Below are 16,320 nucleotides of genomic sequence, written 5' to 3' on the forward strand. Positions count from 1 at the left end.
TGCCTGGCGGAAATCTGTCGTTTTGTTCGGCGACCGCCCGGGAAGGACGACGCGACTGGCGATCTTGTGAATTCAGTATGCGTAGCGAGTGCAGCGCTGTCCAACAAGAAATTGTTGGCGCAGATGATTGGAAAATCTTATGAGCAAAAATGGGTGGGGTGCTGCGCCCTTGTGGTGCTGCGATGCAAAACGCATGCAGGCCTTGCCGGTGCTGCCTGAGGGATGATTTCTATTGCGCTTGCGACGGCAGGCGCGCGATCTCGTGTCCCCAATTGAGTGCGAAGTCGGCGGCGGTTTCCTGGGCGATGCGGGCGACTGTTTCCGTCAGCGGGTTCTCGTTGTCGGAGCGGAAGCAGGCCAGCATCACCAGCGCCGGGAACTCCACGTCGACGCGCAGCGTGTGCAGGATCTCTTCATTGAGTTCGCGCTGGATGATCGCCGGCGGCACCGCCGCCACGCCGAAGCCGTCGGTCACCAGCCGGATCATGGTGGCCACCGAAGCGATGCAATTGACATGCAATGCACCGCGTTCGCTGTCGGAAAAGATGCGCTCGATCGCCGCATGCGGTCCCGAGTTGCGCGCAAAGCTGATGATGGGGAAGGTCGCCAGATCGGACAGGCTCAGGGTCTCGCTGCCGATATTGAGTTTGGGGCTGCCGACCCAGCGCATCGGGAATTCACACAAATTGAGATTGGTGATGTGGGAGCCGATCACCGGCTCGGCCTGCAGCACGATATCCAGCGCACCCTTGCTGAACTGTTCGCGCAGATGAATGGTGGTGTCGCTGGCGATTTCGATTTGCAGGCGCGGAAACATCTTGTGCACGCGTCCGATGAAATCCGGAAACCAGCTGTGCACGATCGATTCGATCACGCCGATGCGGATCACGCCGGCGTAGACCTGCTTGTCCGACATGTCGTCCTTCATCTCGCGCATCAGCTTGACCATGCGTTCGGCGTACACCAGCGCCTTGCTGCCGTCGGTGGTCAGCGTCACTTCGCGCGCGCCGCGGTCGAACAGGCGCACGCCGAAATCCTGCTCCAGCGTCGCAATGCGGCTGGACACCGCCGCCTGCGTCGTGTGCAGGCGCTCGGCGGTCAGCCGGAAGTTTTTCAGTTTGGCCAGCCAGACGAAAGTTTCGAGGAAGCGGATGTTCATGGTCGTATCGGTTGTCTGTCAATGCAAGGGGCGAAGCAGGCAGAATCGTCTTGCCCGGCGGCATGTGTGAATGATTGGCGTGCAGGTTGGTTCACCATTGTCTCAAAGCAGGTCGTATTAAGCCAGCGAGCGTTTGGCAGGTATTCGCAGGTATTTCTGCGGCCGCCGGCTGAGCCCGTTTTCCCCGGCCGTCGTCCCAGCGTCGTGAAGATGGCCGATACGACACTGGGTCCTGACTTGCGTCAGGACGACAGTCATGGAGGGGGCAACGTGAGAAGGATTTTTCAGTTTGGCGGAACGATATTCTCGGCTGCCGGCGGCATTTTCTGCGAAGCGCTAGAATCGCAGCTCAATATCCGTATCAGCCAAGGCCAGCCAGAGGACTCTCATGCCAGTCACCGCCATCGACCACATCCAGCTCGCCATGCCCGTCGGAGGCGAAGACGCCGCTCGCCGGTTCTTCGGCGATATTCTCGGCATGCCCGAATTGCCCAAGCCGGCAGCTTTGCAAGCGCGCGGCGGTTTGTGGTTCCAGTGCGGCGCGCTGCAGTTGCATCTGGGCGTCGATAAAGAATTTCAACCGGCGCTCAACGCTCATCCAGGACTGATCGTCGACAAGCTGGCGCCGATGCTGGCCGAACTCAAGGCCGGCGGTTTCCCGGTGCAGGAAGACGCGCCGATTCCCGGTTTCATCCGCATCTATACGGCAGACCCGTTCGGCAATCTGATCGAACTGCGCGAGATCGTGCCGCGCTGAGCAGCCTTTTTCAGGCTGTTGCTGAAACATCGCATCGGCCATCGAGTCTCACTTCCGACTGACTTGCCGGCCGGCACCGGCTTTTGTCGTTTCTCTCTGCTTCGCTGCAACATAAGCATGGCGAGATGGCGCGCGCCGCGCGCCAAAATTCCTGCGCAATTTCCTCATCTCCAAGGTGAACAACGGCTGTTGCCGTGTCGTTCGCCGTGTCGTTCGCAGTATCGTTTTCATGCATTCCGCTTTGGTGCAGTGCAGCCAATTTCCTCTCTATTGAGGTGCATTTTTACCTTGCACTCGCGTGATAAAGGTGCATCTGTTTTTACTTTCATTTTTGAAAGGATATTTTCTTTACTTTTCAAAATAATGAAAATATATTTACATTTTTTAGCGCAGTTCCACGAACCGGTTTACATCGCAACGCAGTATGCACACTCCAAAAAACACATCCTTGCAAGGCGGCGGCGCCGTGGCGCGCGTGCTGGGCAAGCTGTATCCGAACCTGTCGAAGGCGCATCGGAAGACCGCCGACTATGTGCTGGCGAACACCTTTCGTGCCGCCACCATGACCATCGACGAGCTGTCGGAAGCGGCGGGGATTTCGCTGGCGACGGCCAACCGCTTTGCCCACGCGCTCGGCTTCGACGGCTATGCGCCGTTCCGCAATGCGCTGGTGGCAGACTTCGCCTCTTCGCTGGCGCCGGTGGAAAAGATGCGCCACGAAGTGCAGAAGACCGCGACCAGCCTGCAAATCATCGAGGCAGCGCTGGCCAACGATATCCGCAACATCGAAGCAACCCGGCAAGGCCTGGTCGCCGAGCATTGCGACCAGGCGGTGGAGATGATCCTCAAGGCCGACCGTATTTTCGTCATCGGTTTCGGCGCCAGCGCTTTCCTGGCCGGGATCATGGTGCATGCGCTGGAGCCGTTTTGCCGCACCGTCTTGTCCGGGGTGCATCCGGGCGGACCCTCGCAGACCGGCCGGCAATTCTTCAAGCTGGACGAGCGCGACGTGGTGATCGCCATGGCGTATCCGCGTTACGCCACCGACACGGTACGGTTGGCGCGCCGCGCGGTCGAGAAGGGCGCCAAGCTGATCGCCTTTACCGACCTGCCGCATTCGCCGCTGGTGCCGCTGGCCGACGTGACGATTTATTCGCAGACCGAACGGCAGCTGTCGCCGACCTCCGATGCCGCCGCGCTGGTGCTGATCCAGGCGCTGTGCGATGCCGTCGCGCACCGCGCCAAGCGCTCGGTGCAGGCCGCATCGGAAATGACGGAATTCGTTTTGCCCTGGCTGTACCAGGCGGAACAGCATGAACAAGGCAAGAGCCTGGCGCGCGCGAGCGGCAAGGCGATCAAGAACAACGCAGGCAAAAGCGGTGCAGTCAGGAAGACCGCTGCATCGGGGACGAGCAAAGCATGAACACACCAGTCATCGCCATCCACGGCGGCGCCGGCACCATCACGCGCAGTGCGCTGAGCGAGGCCGACGAAGCGAATTACCATCGCGAACTCAAGGCCATCCTGACGTCGGCGCAAGCCGTACTGGCCGCCGGCGGCTCGGCGCTCGACGCCGTGACCGAGGCGGTGCGGTTGCTGGAAGACTGCCCGCTGTTCAATGCCGGCAAGGGCGCGGTCTACACGCGCGCCGGCACGCATGAACTCGACGCCGCCATCATGGACGGCGCCACGTTGAAGGCGGGCGCGGTCGCCAACGTGACTTGCGTGCGCAATCCCGTCGTCGCGGCGCGCGCCGTGATGGAAAAGAGCGCGCACGTGCTGCTGGCAGGTTGCGGCGCGGATGCGTTTGCGCGTCAGCAGGGACTCGATATCGTCGATCCGACTTATTACCAGACGGAAGCGCGTCATCAGCAATGGCTGCGCGTGCGCGAGCAGAGCGGCATGATGCTGGACCATGATGCAGCGTCGTTTACTTTTAAAGAATCGGCACACGGTAAAGCTTCCGTCGATCCCGTTGATCCCATCGACCCCGACAACAAATTCGGCACCGTCGGCGCCGTCGCGCTCGACATGCACGGCAACGTCGCCGCGGCGACCTCCACCGGGGGCATCACCAACAAGCAGGTCGGCCGCGTCGGCGATACGCCGCTGATCGGCGCCGGCTGCTATGCCGCCAATGCGACGGCGGCCGTCTCCGCCACCGGCACCGGCGAAGTGTTCATGCGCACGGTTGCCGCCTACGACGTCGCGGCGCGCATGGCCTACGCCGGCGCGACGCTGCAGGAAGCCATGGAACAAGTCGTCATGGAGGTGCTGCCGGCCTACGAAGGACGCGGCGGCCTGATCGCGGTCGACGCCGACGGCAACCTGGCGCTGACCTTCAACACCGAAGGCATGTATCGCGGTTATGCCCGTGGCGGCGACACGCCGGTCACGGCAATCTACAAGTAGTGAAGGACGCAACGACAATGGCAACGCAAGATCAAGCATCGCAAAAATCGCAGGAACCGAAGGACATGACCGCCAAGCGCGTGCTGACCGTGGACAATCTGGGCGTCACGTTCACCGGCTCCGAACGCACCGTGGAAGCCGTGCGCGGCTTGTCCTTCCACGTCGACAAGGGCGAGACGCTGGCCATCGTCGGCGAGTCGGGTTCCGGCAAGTCGGTGTCGTCGCTGGCGATCATGCGCCTGATCGAACATGGCGGCGGTCGCATCGTGTCCGGCAGCATGCAATTCCAGCGCCGCAACAACAGCACGCTGGATCTGGTCAAGGCGCCGCAGTCGACCATGCGCAGCATTCGCGGCGCCGAGATCGCGATGATCTTCCAGGAGCCGATGACGTCGCTCAATCCGGTCTTCACCGTCGGCGAACAGATCGCCGAATCGATCCGCCTGCATCAGCACATGAGCCACAGCGCCGCCAGCGCCGAAGCGCTGCGCATGCTGGAAATGGTGCGCATCCCCGAAGCGAAACGCGTGCTCGGCCGTCACCCGCACCAACTATCGGGCGGCATGCGCCAGCGCGTGATGATTGCGATGGCCTTGTCCTGCAAGCCATCGCTGCTGATCGCCGACGAGCCGACCACCGCGCTGGACGTGACGATCCAGGCGCAGATCCTGCAACTGATTCGTTCGCTGCAGGAAGAAATGCACATGGCGGTGGTGTTCATCACCCACGACATGGGCGTGGTGGCGGAAATCGCCGACCGCGTCGTCGTCATGTGCCGCGGCGAGAAAGTGGAAGAAAACGAGGTGCGCAGCATCTTCGCCGCGCCTGCCCATCCTTATACGCAAGGTTTGCTGGCCGCCGTGCCGCGCCTGGGGGCGATGAAGGGCACCGACACGCCTTCGCGCTTCGGCATCGCACCGGGCGCCGAAGCCAAACCGGATGCCATCGCGGAAGAACTGCAGGCCGCGTCGGAAATCGCGCAGCAACGTCAACCCATCCTCAAGGTCAGCGACCTGACCACGCGTTTCGACGTCAAGAGCGGCATCTTCGGTCGCGTCAAACAACGCGTGCATGCGGTCGAACGCGTCAGCTTCGACCTGTATGCCGGCGAGACGCTGGCCATCGTCGGCGAATCCGGTTGCGGCAAATCGACCACCGGCCGTTCGCTGCTGCGCCTGGTCGAGATCAGCGGCGGCAAGGTCGAGTTCGGCGGCCGCAACCTGGCGGAGTTGCCGCGTGGGGAGTTGCGCGAGCTGCGCCGCGACATCCAGTTCATTTTCCAGGATCCGTTCGCCTCGCTCGATCCGCGCATGACGGTCGGTTATTCCATCATGGAGCCGATGCTGGTCCACGGCATGAAAGAGGGCGCGCAGGAACGCGTCGATGCGCTGCTTATCCGCGTCGGCTTGTTGCCGGAGCACGCGCAGCGTTATCCGCACGAGTTTTCCGGCGGCCAGCGCCAGCGCATCTGCATCGCTCGCGCACTGGCGCTGAACCCGAAGATCGTCATCGCCGATGAATCGGTCTCGGCGCTGGACGTGTCGATCCAGGCGCAGATCGTCAACCTGATGCTGGACCTGCAGGCCGAACTGGGCATCTCCTTTATTTTCATCTCGCACGACATGGCGGTGGTGGAGCGCATCAGCCACCGCGTCGCCGTGATGTACCTGGGCCAGATCGTCGAGATCGGTCCGCGTCGCGCCATTTTTGAAAATCCTCAGCATCCTTACACGCGCAAGCTCATGGCCGCCGTGCCGGTGGCCGATCCCGAGCTGCGCCATCTGAAGAAAGGTTTGCAGAATGATGAGATTCCAAGCCCCATTCGCGCCATCGGAGACGATCCGCTGGTCGAACCCCTGAAGCAAGTCGGCCCCGGCCATTTTGTTGCTACACATCGTATTTCCGCAGCGTTTTAGTTTGTTGTCGCCTCTTTAATCATTTAGAAACTCAGGAGCTTAACCATGACTACTCAATCTTCCCGTCGCGGCACAACTGTCGTCCGATGGCTGGCGCTCGGGGCCATCGGCACCACGCTGCAATTCGCCGCCGTGCACGCCTGGGCCGCCAAGAGCGTCACGCTTGCGGTCGCGTCCACCTTCACGACGATGGATCCGTACGACGCCAACGACACGCTGTCGCTGGCCGTGACCAAGTCCTTCTATCAAGGTTTGTTCGCATTCGACAAGGACCTGAAGCTGGTCAACGTGCTGGCGGAAGGCTACCTGGTCAGCAAGGACGGCCTGGAATACACCATCCGCCTGCGCCAGGGCGTGAAGTTCCATGACGGCACCGTGTTCAAGGCCGACGCCGTGAAGGCCGTGATGGATCGCGTCACCAATCCGGACAACAAACTCAAGCGTTACGTCCTGTTCAACCGCGTCGCCCGCACCGAAGTGCTGAACGACTACACCGTCAAGATCGTCCTGAAAGAGCCGTTCTCGGCCTTCATCAACGTGCTGGCGCACCCGTCGGCGGTGATGATTTCGCCGGCCGCATTGAAGCAATACGGCAACAAGGACATCGCTTTCCATCCGGTCGGCACCGGTCCGTTCAAGTTCGTCGAATGGAAGCAGACCGACTACATGAAGGCGGAGAAATTCGCCGGTTACTGGAAGGCCGGTTATCCGAAGATCGACGAAATCGTCTGGAAGCCGGTGGTCGACAACAACTCGCGCGCCGCCATGATGCAGACCGGCGAAGCGCAATTCACTTTCCCGCTGCCGTATGAGCAGGCCGAACTGTTGAAGGGCAAGGGCGCGCTGGATATCGTCAGCGGCCCGTCCATCATCCAGCGCTACATGTCGATGAACGTCAAGCAAAAGCCATTCGACAATCCCAAAGTGCGCCAGGCCATCAACTACGCGATCAACAAGGATGCGCTGGTCAAGGTCGCCTTCAGCGGCTATGCCGTGCCGATGGACGGCGTGCTGCCGCAAGGCGTGGACTACGCGGTCAAGACCGGTCCCTGGCCGTATGACGTGAAGAAGGCCAAGGCGCTGCTGACGGAAGCCGGCTATCCGAACGGTTTCGAAACCGAATTGTGGTCGGCTTACACCCACACCACCGCGCTGAAGATCATCCAGTTCCTGCAACAGCAACTGGCGCAGGTCGGCATCAAGGTCAAGGTGCAGGCGCTGGAAGCCGGTCAACGCGTGGAGAAGGTGGAAAGTTCGCCGAATCCCGACACCGCACCGGTGCGTCTGTACTACGCCGGCTGGTCGTCGTCGACCGGCGAAGCCGACTGGGGCCTGCGTCCGCTGCTGGCTTCCGAAGCCTTCCCGCCGAAGCTGTTCAACACCGCTTACTACAAGAGCGACAAGGTGGATGGCGACATCGCCCAGGCCCTGACCGTGACCGATCGCGCGCAGAAGGCCGCGTTGTACAAGGATGCGCAAACCGAAATCTGGAAGGATGCGCCATGGGCCTTCCTGGTGACGGAAAAAGTCCTGTACGCACGCAGCAAGAACCTCAAGGGCGTGTACGTGATGCCTGATGCATCGTTCAACTTCGACGACATCGAGCTGAAGTAAGCAAGGCCTTGCATGGAGCCCGGTGTCGTTGATGCTGAGCGATACGACACTGGGTCCCAGCGTTCGCTGGGACGACGGATGGTGAAATTGTGTGAAGGCGGCGGATACCATCATCGCCGTCGTTCCAGCGAACGCTGGAACCCAGTGACTTATGCCACAGGTCGTGGAGTGGGCAAACAAGTATTAAAAGCACCGCGTGAGCAATAGTCGGAAACGCCAACGCGGCAAACGAATTTTTAGCGGAGCGATGCATGCCCTCATTCGGTCATGACGGTCGCTCCCCCAAGTTGTTGAATCATTGCAGGACGCGCCATGTTTTCTTATGTTTTAAAACGTCTTCTGGGCCTGATCCCGACCTTGTTGCTGGTCGCGGTGATGGTGTTCCTGTTCGTCCACCTGTTGCCCGGCGATCCGGCGCGACTGGCCGCCGGTCCGGAAGCCGACGAGCAAACGGTGGCGCTGATCCGTGCCGATCTCGGGCTTGACCAGCCCATCCACACGCAATTCGTGCGCTTCTTCGTGAACGCCGCGCATGGCGATTTCGGTACCTCGCTGCGCAGCAAGCTGCCGGTCCGCCAGGAAATCATGGAACGCTTCTGGCCGACCTTGTGGCTGACCGTGACCAGCATGGCCTGGGCGGTGATCTTCGGTTTGTTCATCGGCGTCTTTTCGGCGGTGTGGCGCAATGAGTGGCCCGATCGCACGGGCATGACGCTGGCGGTGTCCGGCATCTCGTTCCCGCCGTTTGCGCTGGGCATGGTGCTGATGGAAGTATTCTCGGTGCAACTGGGCTGGCTGCCGACGGTCGGCGCCGACAGCTGGCGTCATTACATCCTGCCGTCGCTGACATTGGGCGCCGGCGTGGCGGCGATCATGGCGCGCTTCACGCGCTCGTCCTTCATCGAAATCATGAAGGAAGACTTCGTCCGCACCGCGCGCGCCAAGGGGCTGAACGAACGCGTCGTGATCGCCAAGCACTGCCTGCGCAATGCGCTGATCCCGGTGGTGACGATGATGGGCCTGCAGTTCGGCTTTTTGCTGGGCGGCTCCATCGTGGTCGAGAAGGTATTCAACTGGCCCGGCATGGGACGCCTGCTGATCGACGCCGTCGAGATGCGCGACTATCCGATCATCCAGGCCGAGATCCTGCTGTTCTCGCTGGAATTCATTTTCATCAATCTGGTTGTCGACGTGCTGTACGCCGTCATCAATCCGAGCATCCGTTACAAGTGAGGCAGAGCATGTCGACTTCCATTACACCTGCCGCAAACGCAACTACAACGGCATCCAAGCCGATCCGCACGCCCTGGAGCGAGTTCTGGCGCAAATTCAAAAAGCAGCCGCTGGCGCTGGCGGCGGGCGGCTTCGTGCTGTTCCTGGTGGTGATCGCGATTCTTTCGCCTTACATCTCGCCTTACGACGCCGAGAATTATTTCGACTACGACGCGCTCAATGCAGGGCCGTCGCTGCAGCACTGGTTCGGCGTCGATTCGCTGGGCCATGACATTTTCAGCCGCATCCTGGTCGGCACGCAGTTGTCGCTGGCGGTGGGCTTTTCGTCGGTGGCCGTGGGCGCCATCGTCGGCACTTTCCTGGGACTGGTGGCCGGTTATTACGAAGGCTGGGCCGATCGCATCATCATGCGCATCTGCGACGTGCTGTTCGCCTTCCCGGGCATCCTGCTGGCGATCGCCATCGTGGCCATTCTCGGCAACGGCATGACCAACGTCATCATCGCGGTGGCGATTTTCAGCATCCCGGCGTTTGCCCGACTGGTGCGCGGCAATACGCTGTCGCTCAAGCAACTGACTTATATCGAAGCGGTGCGCAGCATCGGCGCCAACGACATGACGATCATCCTGCGCCACATTTTCCCAGGCACGATTTCGTCCGTGGTGGTGTATTTCACGATGCGTATCGGCACCTCCATCATCACCGCCGCGAGTTTGTCCTTCCTCGGCCTGGGCGCGCAGCCGCCGACGCCGGAGTGGGGCGCCATGCTCAACGAAGCACGCGCCGACATGATGACGTCGCCGCACATCGCGATCTTCCCGAGCCTGGCGATCTTCCTGACCGTGCTGGCGTTCAACTTGCTGGGCGACGGTTTGCGCGATGCGCTGGATCCCAAGCTTGATCAGAAATAAGCACGCTAACAGAGGGCGCGGACCTGGTCCGCAAAGCAAGGCAATGAGCAATAACACTCCTCTCCACATCGCCCCCCGCATCGGCAAGCTGCCGGCCGGCGCAGGCGACAATATCGCCGATGTGCCCGGCGTCACGGTCGGCCATTGCACGCTGAATTATGGCGGTATCCAGACCGGCGTGACCGTCGTGCGTCCGCATGGCGGCGATCTGTTCCGGGACAAAGTCCCGGCTGCCGCCGTCACCCTGAACGGTTTCGGAAAAAGCGTCGGCCTGATGCAGGTGGAAGAGCTGGGCGTGCTCGAAACGCCGATCGCCCTGACCAATACCTTTGCGGTCGGCACCGTCGCGACGGCGCAGACGCGCGCGGCGGTGGCGGACAATCCCGGGATCGGCCGCGCGCTGCCCAGCATCAATCCGCTGGTGTTCGAGTGCAATGACGGCTATCTCAATGATCTGCAGGCGTTTTCTATTGAAGAGCAGCATTACCTGCATGCTTTGCAAAACGCTTCGGATCAGGTGGCGCAGGGCGCAGTCGGCGCCGGCCGCGGCATGTCCTGCTTCGAACTCAAGGGTGGCATCGGCAGCGCTTCGCGCAAGGTCGCCATCGGTAGCGCGGAGTACACCGTCGGCGCGCTGGTGCTGGCCAATTTCGGCAAGCTGGCCGACCTGATTATCGCCGGCGAGCCGCTGGGACGTACGCTCAAATGCGTGCAGAAGCAGAACAGGGAGCCGGAGAAGGGCTCCATCATCATGCTGATCGCCACCGATGCGCCGCTCGACGCGCGCCGGCTGCGCCGTCTTGCTACGCGCACCGGCGCCGGCCTGGCGCGTACCGGATCGGTCTACGGACACGGCAGCGGCGATATCGCGCTGGCGTTTTCCACGGCGCAGACGGTGCCGCATCACGTGGATGCGGCATCGCCGGCGATGCATTTCACCTGCCTGCATGACGGCCTGCTGGATCCGCTGTTTCACGCGGTAGCCGACAGCACTGAACAAGCCATCCTCAACGCTTTATTTACGGCTGAGGCCGTCAAAGGCCGTGATGGCCATCAACGTCGCGCAATAAGCGATCTCATGGCCGAATTGGCCACCATGGAGCACGCATGAACGTATTGATTTCCGTCGACATCGAAGGCATTGCCGGCGTCTTCCACCCTGAACAGACGCGTCCCGGCAACGGCGAGTACGAGCGCGCCCGCCGCCAGATGACTGAAGAAGCCAATGCGGTCATTCGCGGCGCCCTGGCCGGCGGCGCGCAGGAGATCGTCGTCAACGATTCCCACGGGAGCTTCCGCAACCTGTTGCCGGACCTGCTGCATCCGGCCGCGCGCATGGTGCTCGGCAAGCCGCGCGTGCTGGGCATGATGGGCGGCGTGGCGGACAACATCGACGCCGTCATGATGGTCGGCTATCACTCGCGCTCGCAAACGCGCGGCATCCTGGCGCATACGATCAACAGTTTTGCGTTTTCCCGCGTCTGGTTCAATGGCGTGGAGCTGGGCGAAGCCGGCATCTATGGTGCATTGGCGGGCGAGCATGGCGTGCCGGTGATTTTCGGCAGCGGCGACGATGCTTTCGTGGCAGAGACGCTACCCTTGTTTCCGCATGCGCACTTCGCGGAGATCAAGAAAGCCCACGGCGCCAACAGCGGCGATTCGCTGTCGCCGCAACAGGCCTGCGCATTGCTGGAAAAAACCGCACAGGAAGCCGTGCAGGCAGCGCGCTCCAAGCAGATGCCGAAGTACCGCATCGAAGTCCCGGTCACCTGCCGCCTGCAGGTGCAGACGCCGGCGCTGACCGACTTGTTCTGTCAGTTGCCGATCGTGGAGCGGGTGGATGCGGTGACGCTGAAGTTCGACGCGCCGACGGTGGAGTTTGCGGTGAGGGTGTTGAACAGTTTGTCGGCGATGTCGTTCATGCTGCGCTAGAACCTCCCAGAAAAAAGCCCGCGTCTTCCGGTTCCGATCGGGAGGCGCGGGCTTTCTTTTTGGGAGCGGCGAATCCTGTTCGCCGTCTCCTCACATCATTCCAGGCCGGTAGGGCCGCCCACTGCCTGCGGGTAGTTGCGGCTGGCGTAGCTGACGATCAGGTCGCTGATGCGATTGAGCATGTCGCGGTCGGTTGCGCCGAACGAATAGGCGGCGCCCATCGCGCTGGCGCGCTGGTAAAACACAGGCTCGGCAATCACCTTGCCGGAAATCGCATCGCTGTACCGGACCTTCATCACGACGGCCGAGCTGCCGGACAAGGCGCCAGTGAAAATGCGCTTGGCCGTGCCGATCAGCTTGATGTCGACGCAGATCGGCTCAATGACAAGCTTTTGCGAGGCAGCGGTATTCTTTTTTTCATTCCAGTTCTTCACCAGGCTGCCCAGGCCGGAGTCGATCCGGGTCTGGATCGCGGCCAGCGCGACGTCGCCGCCACTTTGCTTGGCGCAGATTTCGCTGGTGTTGATCGGTTTCAGCTCAAACGACGAGAAGGTCGACAGTGCTGCGCTTGGCGGCGGGTTGACGGTTTCGGTAGGTGTCCTGACGGTGGTGGCGCAGCCGGCGAGCAGCGCAACTGCCGCGATGGCTGCAGGGGAGATTGTTTTTGTTGTAAACATGGAGGTTCCTGAGAGTTGAGGGAGGCAGTATGGCGGATTACTTATCTTGTGGAAATTGAAATATCTCGAAGATCTTGAACTGGATGCAGATCAGGCAGTTCGACAACGTCAAATGACGCCAGCTCCTGCGCGGCACACACGCCGATGTGCAAACGAGGATGGTCGACATGAAAGCAATTCCAGCCCGTGCCGCATGAAACCGGTTTGGACCCTCGGGGGAGGTTGCCGTGCAGTTTGCAGAGCGCTTCCTGGTTGTTCCATAGACGATAAAATCCTGTTGTCCGGCGCTGCGGGTCAAGACCGGCAAGCCATTGCCGCTGAACGTCATCGAACGCGGCGGCGCTCAATTCTTCGGCGTCGCGCGCATGTGCCCGGTTTTCAATGTCGAGTCCCACTGCGCAGACGGCGCTTGCCAGACAGGCGATCCAGCCGCGGCTGTGCGAGAGGCTGAAATGAAAATCGGGAGCGAAGGGGAACGCCGGGAACGACAGGAGCGGCGCCTGGCGTTCACGTTCGGCGATGGCGATGCGCGCTGCGGCGGGGCCCAGCAGATAACGTACGGCATGGCGCAACAGCAGGCGTCCCAGCAGAAATTCACGCGCCCGTTGCGGACGCAGGAAGCGTGCATGGCGCAGGCGCTCTTCCGGCCCCAATTGCGGTGTGAACGAGGCCAACCTGTCGTCGTCGATGCGGTCGCCGTTCAGCAGCCAGAGGATGGCTGCCGGCGCGGTCTCCGGTGAAGACGAATTACTTGTCGGCGACTTTGGCAATGTCCGCCTTGAGGAAGAAGACCACGCTTGAGGTGCCGGCATGGCATTCAAAACGCGTCTCGCTGCTCATCTCGGTCTTCTTGTAATAGCTGACGATGTTGATGACCGCGTTGCCACCCATCTTCCTGGTGCGTTCCTGCAACTCGGTCAGGCTGCTGACCAGCGCTTCGTTGCATGCTTCGACGTCGGCGGTGCCGGAGAAGCGGACCTTCTTGGAGATGACGTCGGTATGGATGAGCTCTTCAACCGCCGGCGTGGCTTGCTTGCCGAAATAGAACTTGACGGAACCGTCGGGCTTCGTTGCCAAGGTCGTTGCCTTCAGCGCGGCGTCGATGGGCAGCATGAAGGTTTCGTTGCGGGCTTGCGCGGGCAGCGCCGCGGAGATCAGGATGCCTAGTGCGACAGAGAGGGAAACGATTTTTTGCATATTGTGTGCTCCTTGCTGTTGGGTGAAATGGTTGTGGCCGCTCAGATGCAGCGCTTGAAAATCAACGACGTATTGATGCCGCCGAACGCAAAGTTGTTCGACATGACGTATTCACAATCGAGCTTGCGGCCTTCGCCGGTCAGGTAATCGAGGTCGCCGCATTCGGCGTCGACCTTGTTCAGGTTGATGGTCGGCGCGAACCAGCCGTTGCGCATCATTTCGATGCTGAGCCAGGCTTCCAGCGCGCCGCAGGCGCCCAGCGTGTGGCCCATGTAGCTCTTGAGCGAGCTGATCGGCGTCTTGTTGCCGAAGACGCGCGCGGTGGCGTTGGATTCGGCGACGTCGCCCTGGCGGGTGCCGGTGCCGTGGGCGTTGATGTAGCCGATCGCGGCAGGGTCGAGAGCGGCGTCGGCCAGCGCCATGTCGATGGCGATCTTCATGGTGTCGGCGTTGGGATTGGTGACGTGGCTGCCGTCGCTGTTGGTGCCGAAGCCGACAATTTCGGCGTAGATGCGGGCGCCACGTGCCTTGGCGTGCTCCAGGTCTTCCAGGATCAGCGTGCCGGCGCCTTCGCCCAGCACCAGGCCGTCGCGCTGTTCGTCGAAGGGGCTGGGCGTGATGGCGGGCGTGTCGTTGCGCACGCTGGTGGCGTAGAGCGTATCGAAGACTGCTGCTTCGGTCGCGCACAGTTCTTCCGAGCCGCCGGCGATCATGGCGATCTGGCGGCCGCTGCGGATGGCTTCGTAGGCGTAGCCGATGCCCTGGCTGCCGGAGGTGCAGGCGCTGGAAGTCGTGACGATGCGGCCGGTCACGCCGAAGAACACGCCCATGTTGACCGGGGCGGTGTGCGCCATCATCTTCAGGTAGGTATTGGCGTTGATGTTCCGGGTGCTTTTTTCGGCGAACATCATGCTGAAATCGGCGATGGCGCTCGGCGTGCCGGCCGAGGAGCCGTAGGCGATGCCGACAGCGCCGCGCTTGAGCAGCGGATCGTCGAGCAGGCCGGCGTCGGCCAGCGCCCATTCGCTGGCGCGGGTCGCCAGCAATGCGACGCGACCCATGCTGCGCGTGGTCTTGCGGTTGTAACGGTCGGATAATTCGAATGCCGCCGCCGGTGCGCCCAGGCGGGTGTGCAGGCCGCTGTATTCATCCCATTCGGGCATGCGCACGACCGCGTTGCGGTAGCTGCGCAGGCTTTCCAGCGCGTGCTGCCAGTCGTTGCCGATCGGGCTGATGCCGGCCATGCCGGTGACGACGACGCGGCGCTCGGCGATGGTGCGGGTGGCGAGGCTTGTATTGGTCATGCCAGACCTCCGTTGACGGAGATCACCTGGCGCGTGATGTAGGCGGCATCTTCATGCATCAGGAAGCTGACGGCGGCGGCGACTTCTTCCGGCTTGCCGGTGCGGCGCGCGGGGATCATCTTGAGCACTTCTTCCATCGGAAAGTCCTGCGTCATGTCGGTATCGATCAGGCCGGGGGCGACGCAGTTGACGGTGATGTCGCGCTTGGCCAGTTCCAGCGCCAGCGCTTTGGTGGCGCCGATGATGCCGGCCTTGGCGGCACTGTAGTTGACCTGGCCGCGGTTGCCGACCAGTCCCGATACCGAGGCCAATGTGACGATGCGGCCCGGCCGGCGCCGCCGGACCATGGGCATGGTCAGCGGATGCAACACGTTGTAGAAACCGTCCAGGTTGGTCTTGAGGACGCTGTCCCAATCCTCTCCGGAGATGGAGGGGAAGGCGTTGTCGCGCGCGATGCCGGCGTTGCACACCACGCCGTAATAGGCGCCGTGCTGTTCGACGTCTCGCAGCAGAATCTCGGCGGTCTGCACGCGCTCTGCAATATCGAATTGCAGGATGCGCACGGCGCGGCCCAGCGCTTCGATGTCCTTGGCCACCGCTTCGGCGGCGTCGCGCCGGCTGTGGCAGTGCAGGACGATGTCATAGCCGTCGCGCGCCAGGCGCAATGCAATGGCCTTGCCGATGCCCCGGCTGGAGCCGGTGACCAGGATGGTTTTCCCCGTTGTCGTTGTTATGCTTGTCATGCTTCGCTTTCCAGAAACGCTTTGGCGTCATGCGGCTGAAAGACCGATACCGTCGCCTGCGCCAGTTGTTGTTGTGTACTGCTTTCCCTGATGATGCAGGAGAACGATCCCAGGCCGTTCTCCGCTTGTAATAATTGTTGCGCCTCCACGTGCAGGCAGTCGCCGGCGACAAACCAGGAGCGGCTGCACTCGTAACGGCGCGCGCCCAGCAGAAAGCCTATCTTGACCGGTTCGCCGCGCTGTTGTGCATGATACCCGGCGTAGGCGGCGATCGTCTGCGCCATGTATTCGATGCCGACCCAGGCGCCGACGCCGCGTTCGCCATGGAACATGCTGTCGGGACGGATGACGACTTCCGCGCACAGCTTGTCGGCGTCGACGCTGACCACGCGGTCCAGCAGCAGCATCGGCGCTGCGTGCGGGACGAGGGTGGCGATGGCGGGCAGGCGCATGTCGTCGTTCATG

General features: G+C 61.9%; 16 protein-coding genes. 9 read left to right on the top strand and 7 right to left on the bottom strand.

All coding sequences use genetic code 11. The annotated features are described in order from the left end of the window. Positions 1-229: 229 nt before the first annotated feature. Complete coding sequence (locus tag PMI16_RS12045; protein ID WP_007879830.1) at positions 230-1,159, bottom strand: LysR family transcriptional regulator; 930 nt, start codon at positions 1,157-1,159, stop codon at positions 230-232. Positions 1,160-1,547: 388 nt separating this feature from the next. On the opposite strand from PMI16_RS12045, the gene PMI16_RS12050 reads away from it, so the two are divergent. The 9 genes from PMI16_RS12050 (at position 1,548) to PMI16_RS12090 (ending at position 11,934) form a co-directional block, all read left to right on the top strand. Then, positions 1,548-1,916 (top strand): glyoxalase, encoded by a 369-nt coding sequence (locus tag PMI16_RS12050; RefSeq protein WP_007879832.1) that lies wholly within the window; start codon positions 1,548-1,550, stop codon positions 1,914-1,916. A gap of 424 nt (positions 1,917-2,340) precedes the next feature. Next, a complete protein-coding gene (locus tag PMI16_RS12055; RefSeq protein ID WP_007879833.1) occupies positions 2,341-3,339 on the top strand; it encodes a MurR/RpiR family transcriptional regulator in 999 nt (332 codons plus the stop codon). Next, on the top strand, positions 3,336-4,328 hold the full coding sequence (locus PMI16_RS12060) for an isoaspartyl peptidase/L-asparaginase family protein (RefSeq protein WP_007879834.1): 993 nt from the start codon (positions 3,336-3,338) through the stop codon (positions 4,326-4,328). The genes PMI16_RS12055 and PMI16_RS12060 overlap by 4 nt, the downstream gene beginning before the upstream one ends. A 17-nt stretch (positions 4,329-4,345) precedes the next feature. After that, positions 4,346-6,244, top strand: a complete 1,899-nt coding sequence (locus tag PMI16_RS12065) for a dipeptide ABC transporter ATP-binding protein (protein ID WP_007879835.1) — start codon at positions 4,346-4,348, stop codon at positions 6,242-6,244. A gap of 45 nt (positions 6,245-6,289) precedes the next feature. After that, entirely contained in the window at positions 6,290-7,858 is a 1,569-nt protein-coding gene (gene gsiB / locus PMI16_RS12070) for a glutathione ABC transporter substrate-binding protein GsiB (protein ID WP_007879836.1), read from the top strand. Between the two features lie 312 nt (positions 7,859-8,170). Further along, the gene (gsiC, locus tag PMI16_RS12075; protein ID WP_007879838.1) at positions 8,171-9,091 is read left to right on the top strand and encodes a glutathione ABC transporter permease GsiC; all 921 of its coding nucleotides are present in this window, start codon (positions 8,171-8,173) and stop codon (positions 9,089-9,091) included. A gap of 8 nt (positions 9,092-9,099) precedes the next feature. After that, positions 9,100-10,002 (top strand): glutathione ABC transporter permease GsiD, encoded by a 903-nt coding sequence (gsiD, locus tag PMI16_RS12080; RefSeq protein ID WP_007879839.1) that lies wholly within the window; start codon positions 9,100-9,102, stop codon positions 10,000-10,002. A gap of 43 nt (positions 10,003-10,045) precedes the next feature. Next, positions 10,046-11,113: a DmpA family aminopeptidase gene (locus PMI16_RS12085; protein WP_007879841.1), complete on the top strand. Its 1,068-nt coding sequence runs from the start codon at positions 10,046-10,048 to the stop codon at positions 11,111-11,113. Further along, positions 11,110-11,934 carry a M55 family metallopeptidase gene (locus PMI16_RS12090; RefSeq protein ID WP_007879842.1) on the top strand — a complete coding sequence of 275 codons (825 nt, stop codon included), beginning with the start codon at positions 11,110-11,112 and terminating at the stop codon, positions 11,932-11,934. The genes PMI16_RS12085 and PMI16_RS12090 overlap by 4 nt, the downstream gene beginning before the upstream one ends. A gap of 95 nt (positions 11,935-12,029) precedes the next feature. On the opposite strand, the gene PMI16_RS12095 is transcribed toward PMI16_RS12090, so the two are convergent. Genes PMI16_RS12095 through PMI16_RS12120 form a run of 6 tightly spaced genes read right to left on the bottom strand, consistent with a single transcriptional unit; the run spans position 12,030 to position 16,319 of the window. Beyond that, positions 12,030-12,611: a hypothetical protein gene (locus tag PMI16_RS12095; RefSeq protein WP_007879843.1), complete on the bottom strand. Its 582-nt coding sequence runs from the start codon at positions 12,609-12,611 to the stop codon at positions 12,030-12,032. Between the two features lie 41 nt (positions 12,612-12,652). After that, positions 12,653-13,381 (bottom strand): 4'-phosphopantetheinyl transferase family protein, encoded by a 729-nt coding sequence (locus PMI16_RS12100; RefSeq protein ID WP_007879844.1) that lies wholly within the window; start codon positions 13,379-13,381, stop codon positions 12,653-12,655. Then, positions 13,359-13,808, bottom strand: coding sequence for a hypothetical protein (locus tag PMI16_RS12105; protein ID WP_007879845.1), 450 nt, complete (start codon positions 13,806-13,808; stop codon positions 13,359-13,361). The genes PMI16_RS12100 and PMI16_RS12105 overlap by 23 nt, the downstream gene beginning before the upstream one ends. A 41-nt stretch (positions 13,809-13,849) precedes the next feature. Further along, positions 13,850-15,112 carry a beta-ketoacyl-ACP synthase gene (locus PMI16_RS12110; RefSeq protein ID WP_007879847.1) on the bottom strand — a complete coding sequence of 421 codons (1,263 nt, stop codon included), beginning with the start codon at positions 15,110-15,112 and terminating at the stop codon, positions 13,850-13,852. After that, a complete protein-coding gene (gene fabG / locus PMI16_RS12115; RefSeq protein WP_007879849.1) occupies positions 15,109-15,855 on the bottom strand; it encodes a 3-oxoacyl-ACP reductase FabG in 747 nt (248 codons plus the stop codon). The genes PMI16_RS12110 and fabG overlap by 4 nt, the downstream gene beginning before the upstream one ends. Next, entirely contained in the window at positions 15,852-16,319 is a 468-nt protein-coding gene (locus tag PMI16_RS12120) for an ApeP family dehydratase (protein ID WP_007879851.1), read from the bottom strand. The genes fabG and PMI16_RS12120 overlap by 4 nt, the downstream gene beginning before the upstream one ends. Position 16,320: the final 1 nt, after the last annotated feature.

It is taken from the genome of Herbaspirillum sp. CF444, assembly GCF_000282135.1.
In the GTDB taxonomy this organism is placed as follows: Bacteria; Pseudomonadota; Gammaproteobacteria; order Burkholderiales; family Burkholderiaceae_D; genus Herbaspirillum.

What these genes read in the sequence shown, in the direction of transcription:
- fabG (WP_007879849.1), bottom strand. Translation starts at nt 15,855, where the DNA reads ATGACAAGCATAACAACGACAACGGGGAAAACCATCCTGGTCACCGGC.
- PMI16_RS12060 (WP_007879834.1), top strand. Translation starts at nt 3,336, where the DNA reads ATGAACACACCAGTCATCGCCATCCACGGCGGCGCCGGCACCATCACG.
- PMI16_RS12105 (WP_007879845.1), bottom strand. Translation starts at nt 13,808, where the DNA reads ATGCAAAAAATCGTTTCCCTCTCTGTCGCACTAGGCATCCTGATCTCC.
- PMI16_RS12055 (WP_007879833.1), top strand. Translation starts at nt 2,341, where the DNA reads ATGCACACTCCAAAAAACACATCCTTGCAAGGCGGCGGCGCCGTGGCG.
- gsiB (WP_007879836.1), top strand. Translation starts at nt 6,290, where the DNA reads ATGACTACTCAATCTTCCCGTCGCGGCACAACTGTCGTCCGATGGCTG.
- PMI16_RS12045 (WP_007879830.1), bottom strand. Translation starts at nt 1,159, where the DNA reads ATGAACATCCGCTTCCTCGAAACTTTCGTCTGGCTGGCCAAACTGAAA.
- PMI16_RS12090 (WP_007879842.1), top strand. Translation starts at nt 11,110, where the DNA reads ATGAACGTATTGATTTCCGTCGACATCGAAGGCATTGCCGGCGTCTTC.
- PMI16_RS12065 (WP_007879835.1), top strand. Translation starts at nt 4,346, where the DNA reads ATGGCAACGCAAGATCAAGCATCGCAAAAATCGCAGGAACCGAAGGAC.
- PMI16_RS12110 (WP_007879847.1), bottom strand. Translation starts at nt 15,112, where the DNA reads ATGACCAATACAAGCCTCGCCACCCGCACCATCGCCGAGCGCCGCGTC.
- PMI16_RS12095 (WP_007879843.1), bottom strand. Translation starts at nt 12,611, where the DNA reads ATGTTTACAACAAAAACAATCTCCCCTGCAGCCATCGCGGCAGTTGCG.
- PMI16_RS12120 (WP_007879851.1), bottom strand. Translation starts at nt 16,319, where the DNA reads ATGAACGACGACATGCGCCTGCCCGCCATCGCCACCCTCGTCCCGCAC.
- PMI16_RS12085 (WP_007879841.1), top strand. Translation starts at nt 10,046, where the DNA reads ATGAGCAATAACACTCCTCTCCACATCGCCCCCCGCATCGGCAAGCTG.
- gsiC (WP_007879838.1), top strand. Translation starts at nt 8,171, where the DNA reads ATGTTTTCTTATGTTTTAAAACGTCTTCTGGGCCTGATCCCGACCTTG.
- gsiD (WP_007879839.1), top strand. Translation starts at nt 9,100, where the DNA reads ATGTCGACTTCCATTACACCTGCCGCAAACGCAACTACAACGGCATCC.
- PMI16_RS12050 (WP_007879832.1), top strand. Translation starts at nt 1,548, where the DNA reads ATGCCAGTCACCGCCATCGACCACATCCAGCTCGCCATGCCCGTCGGA.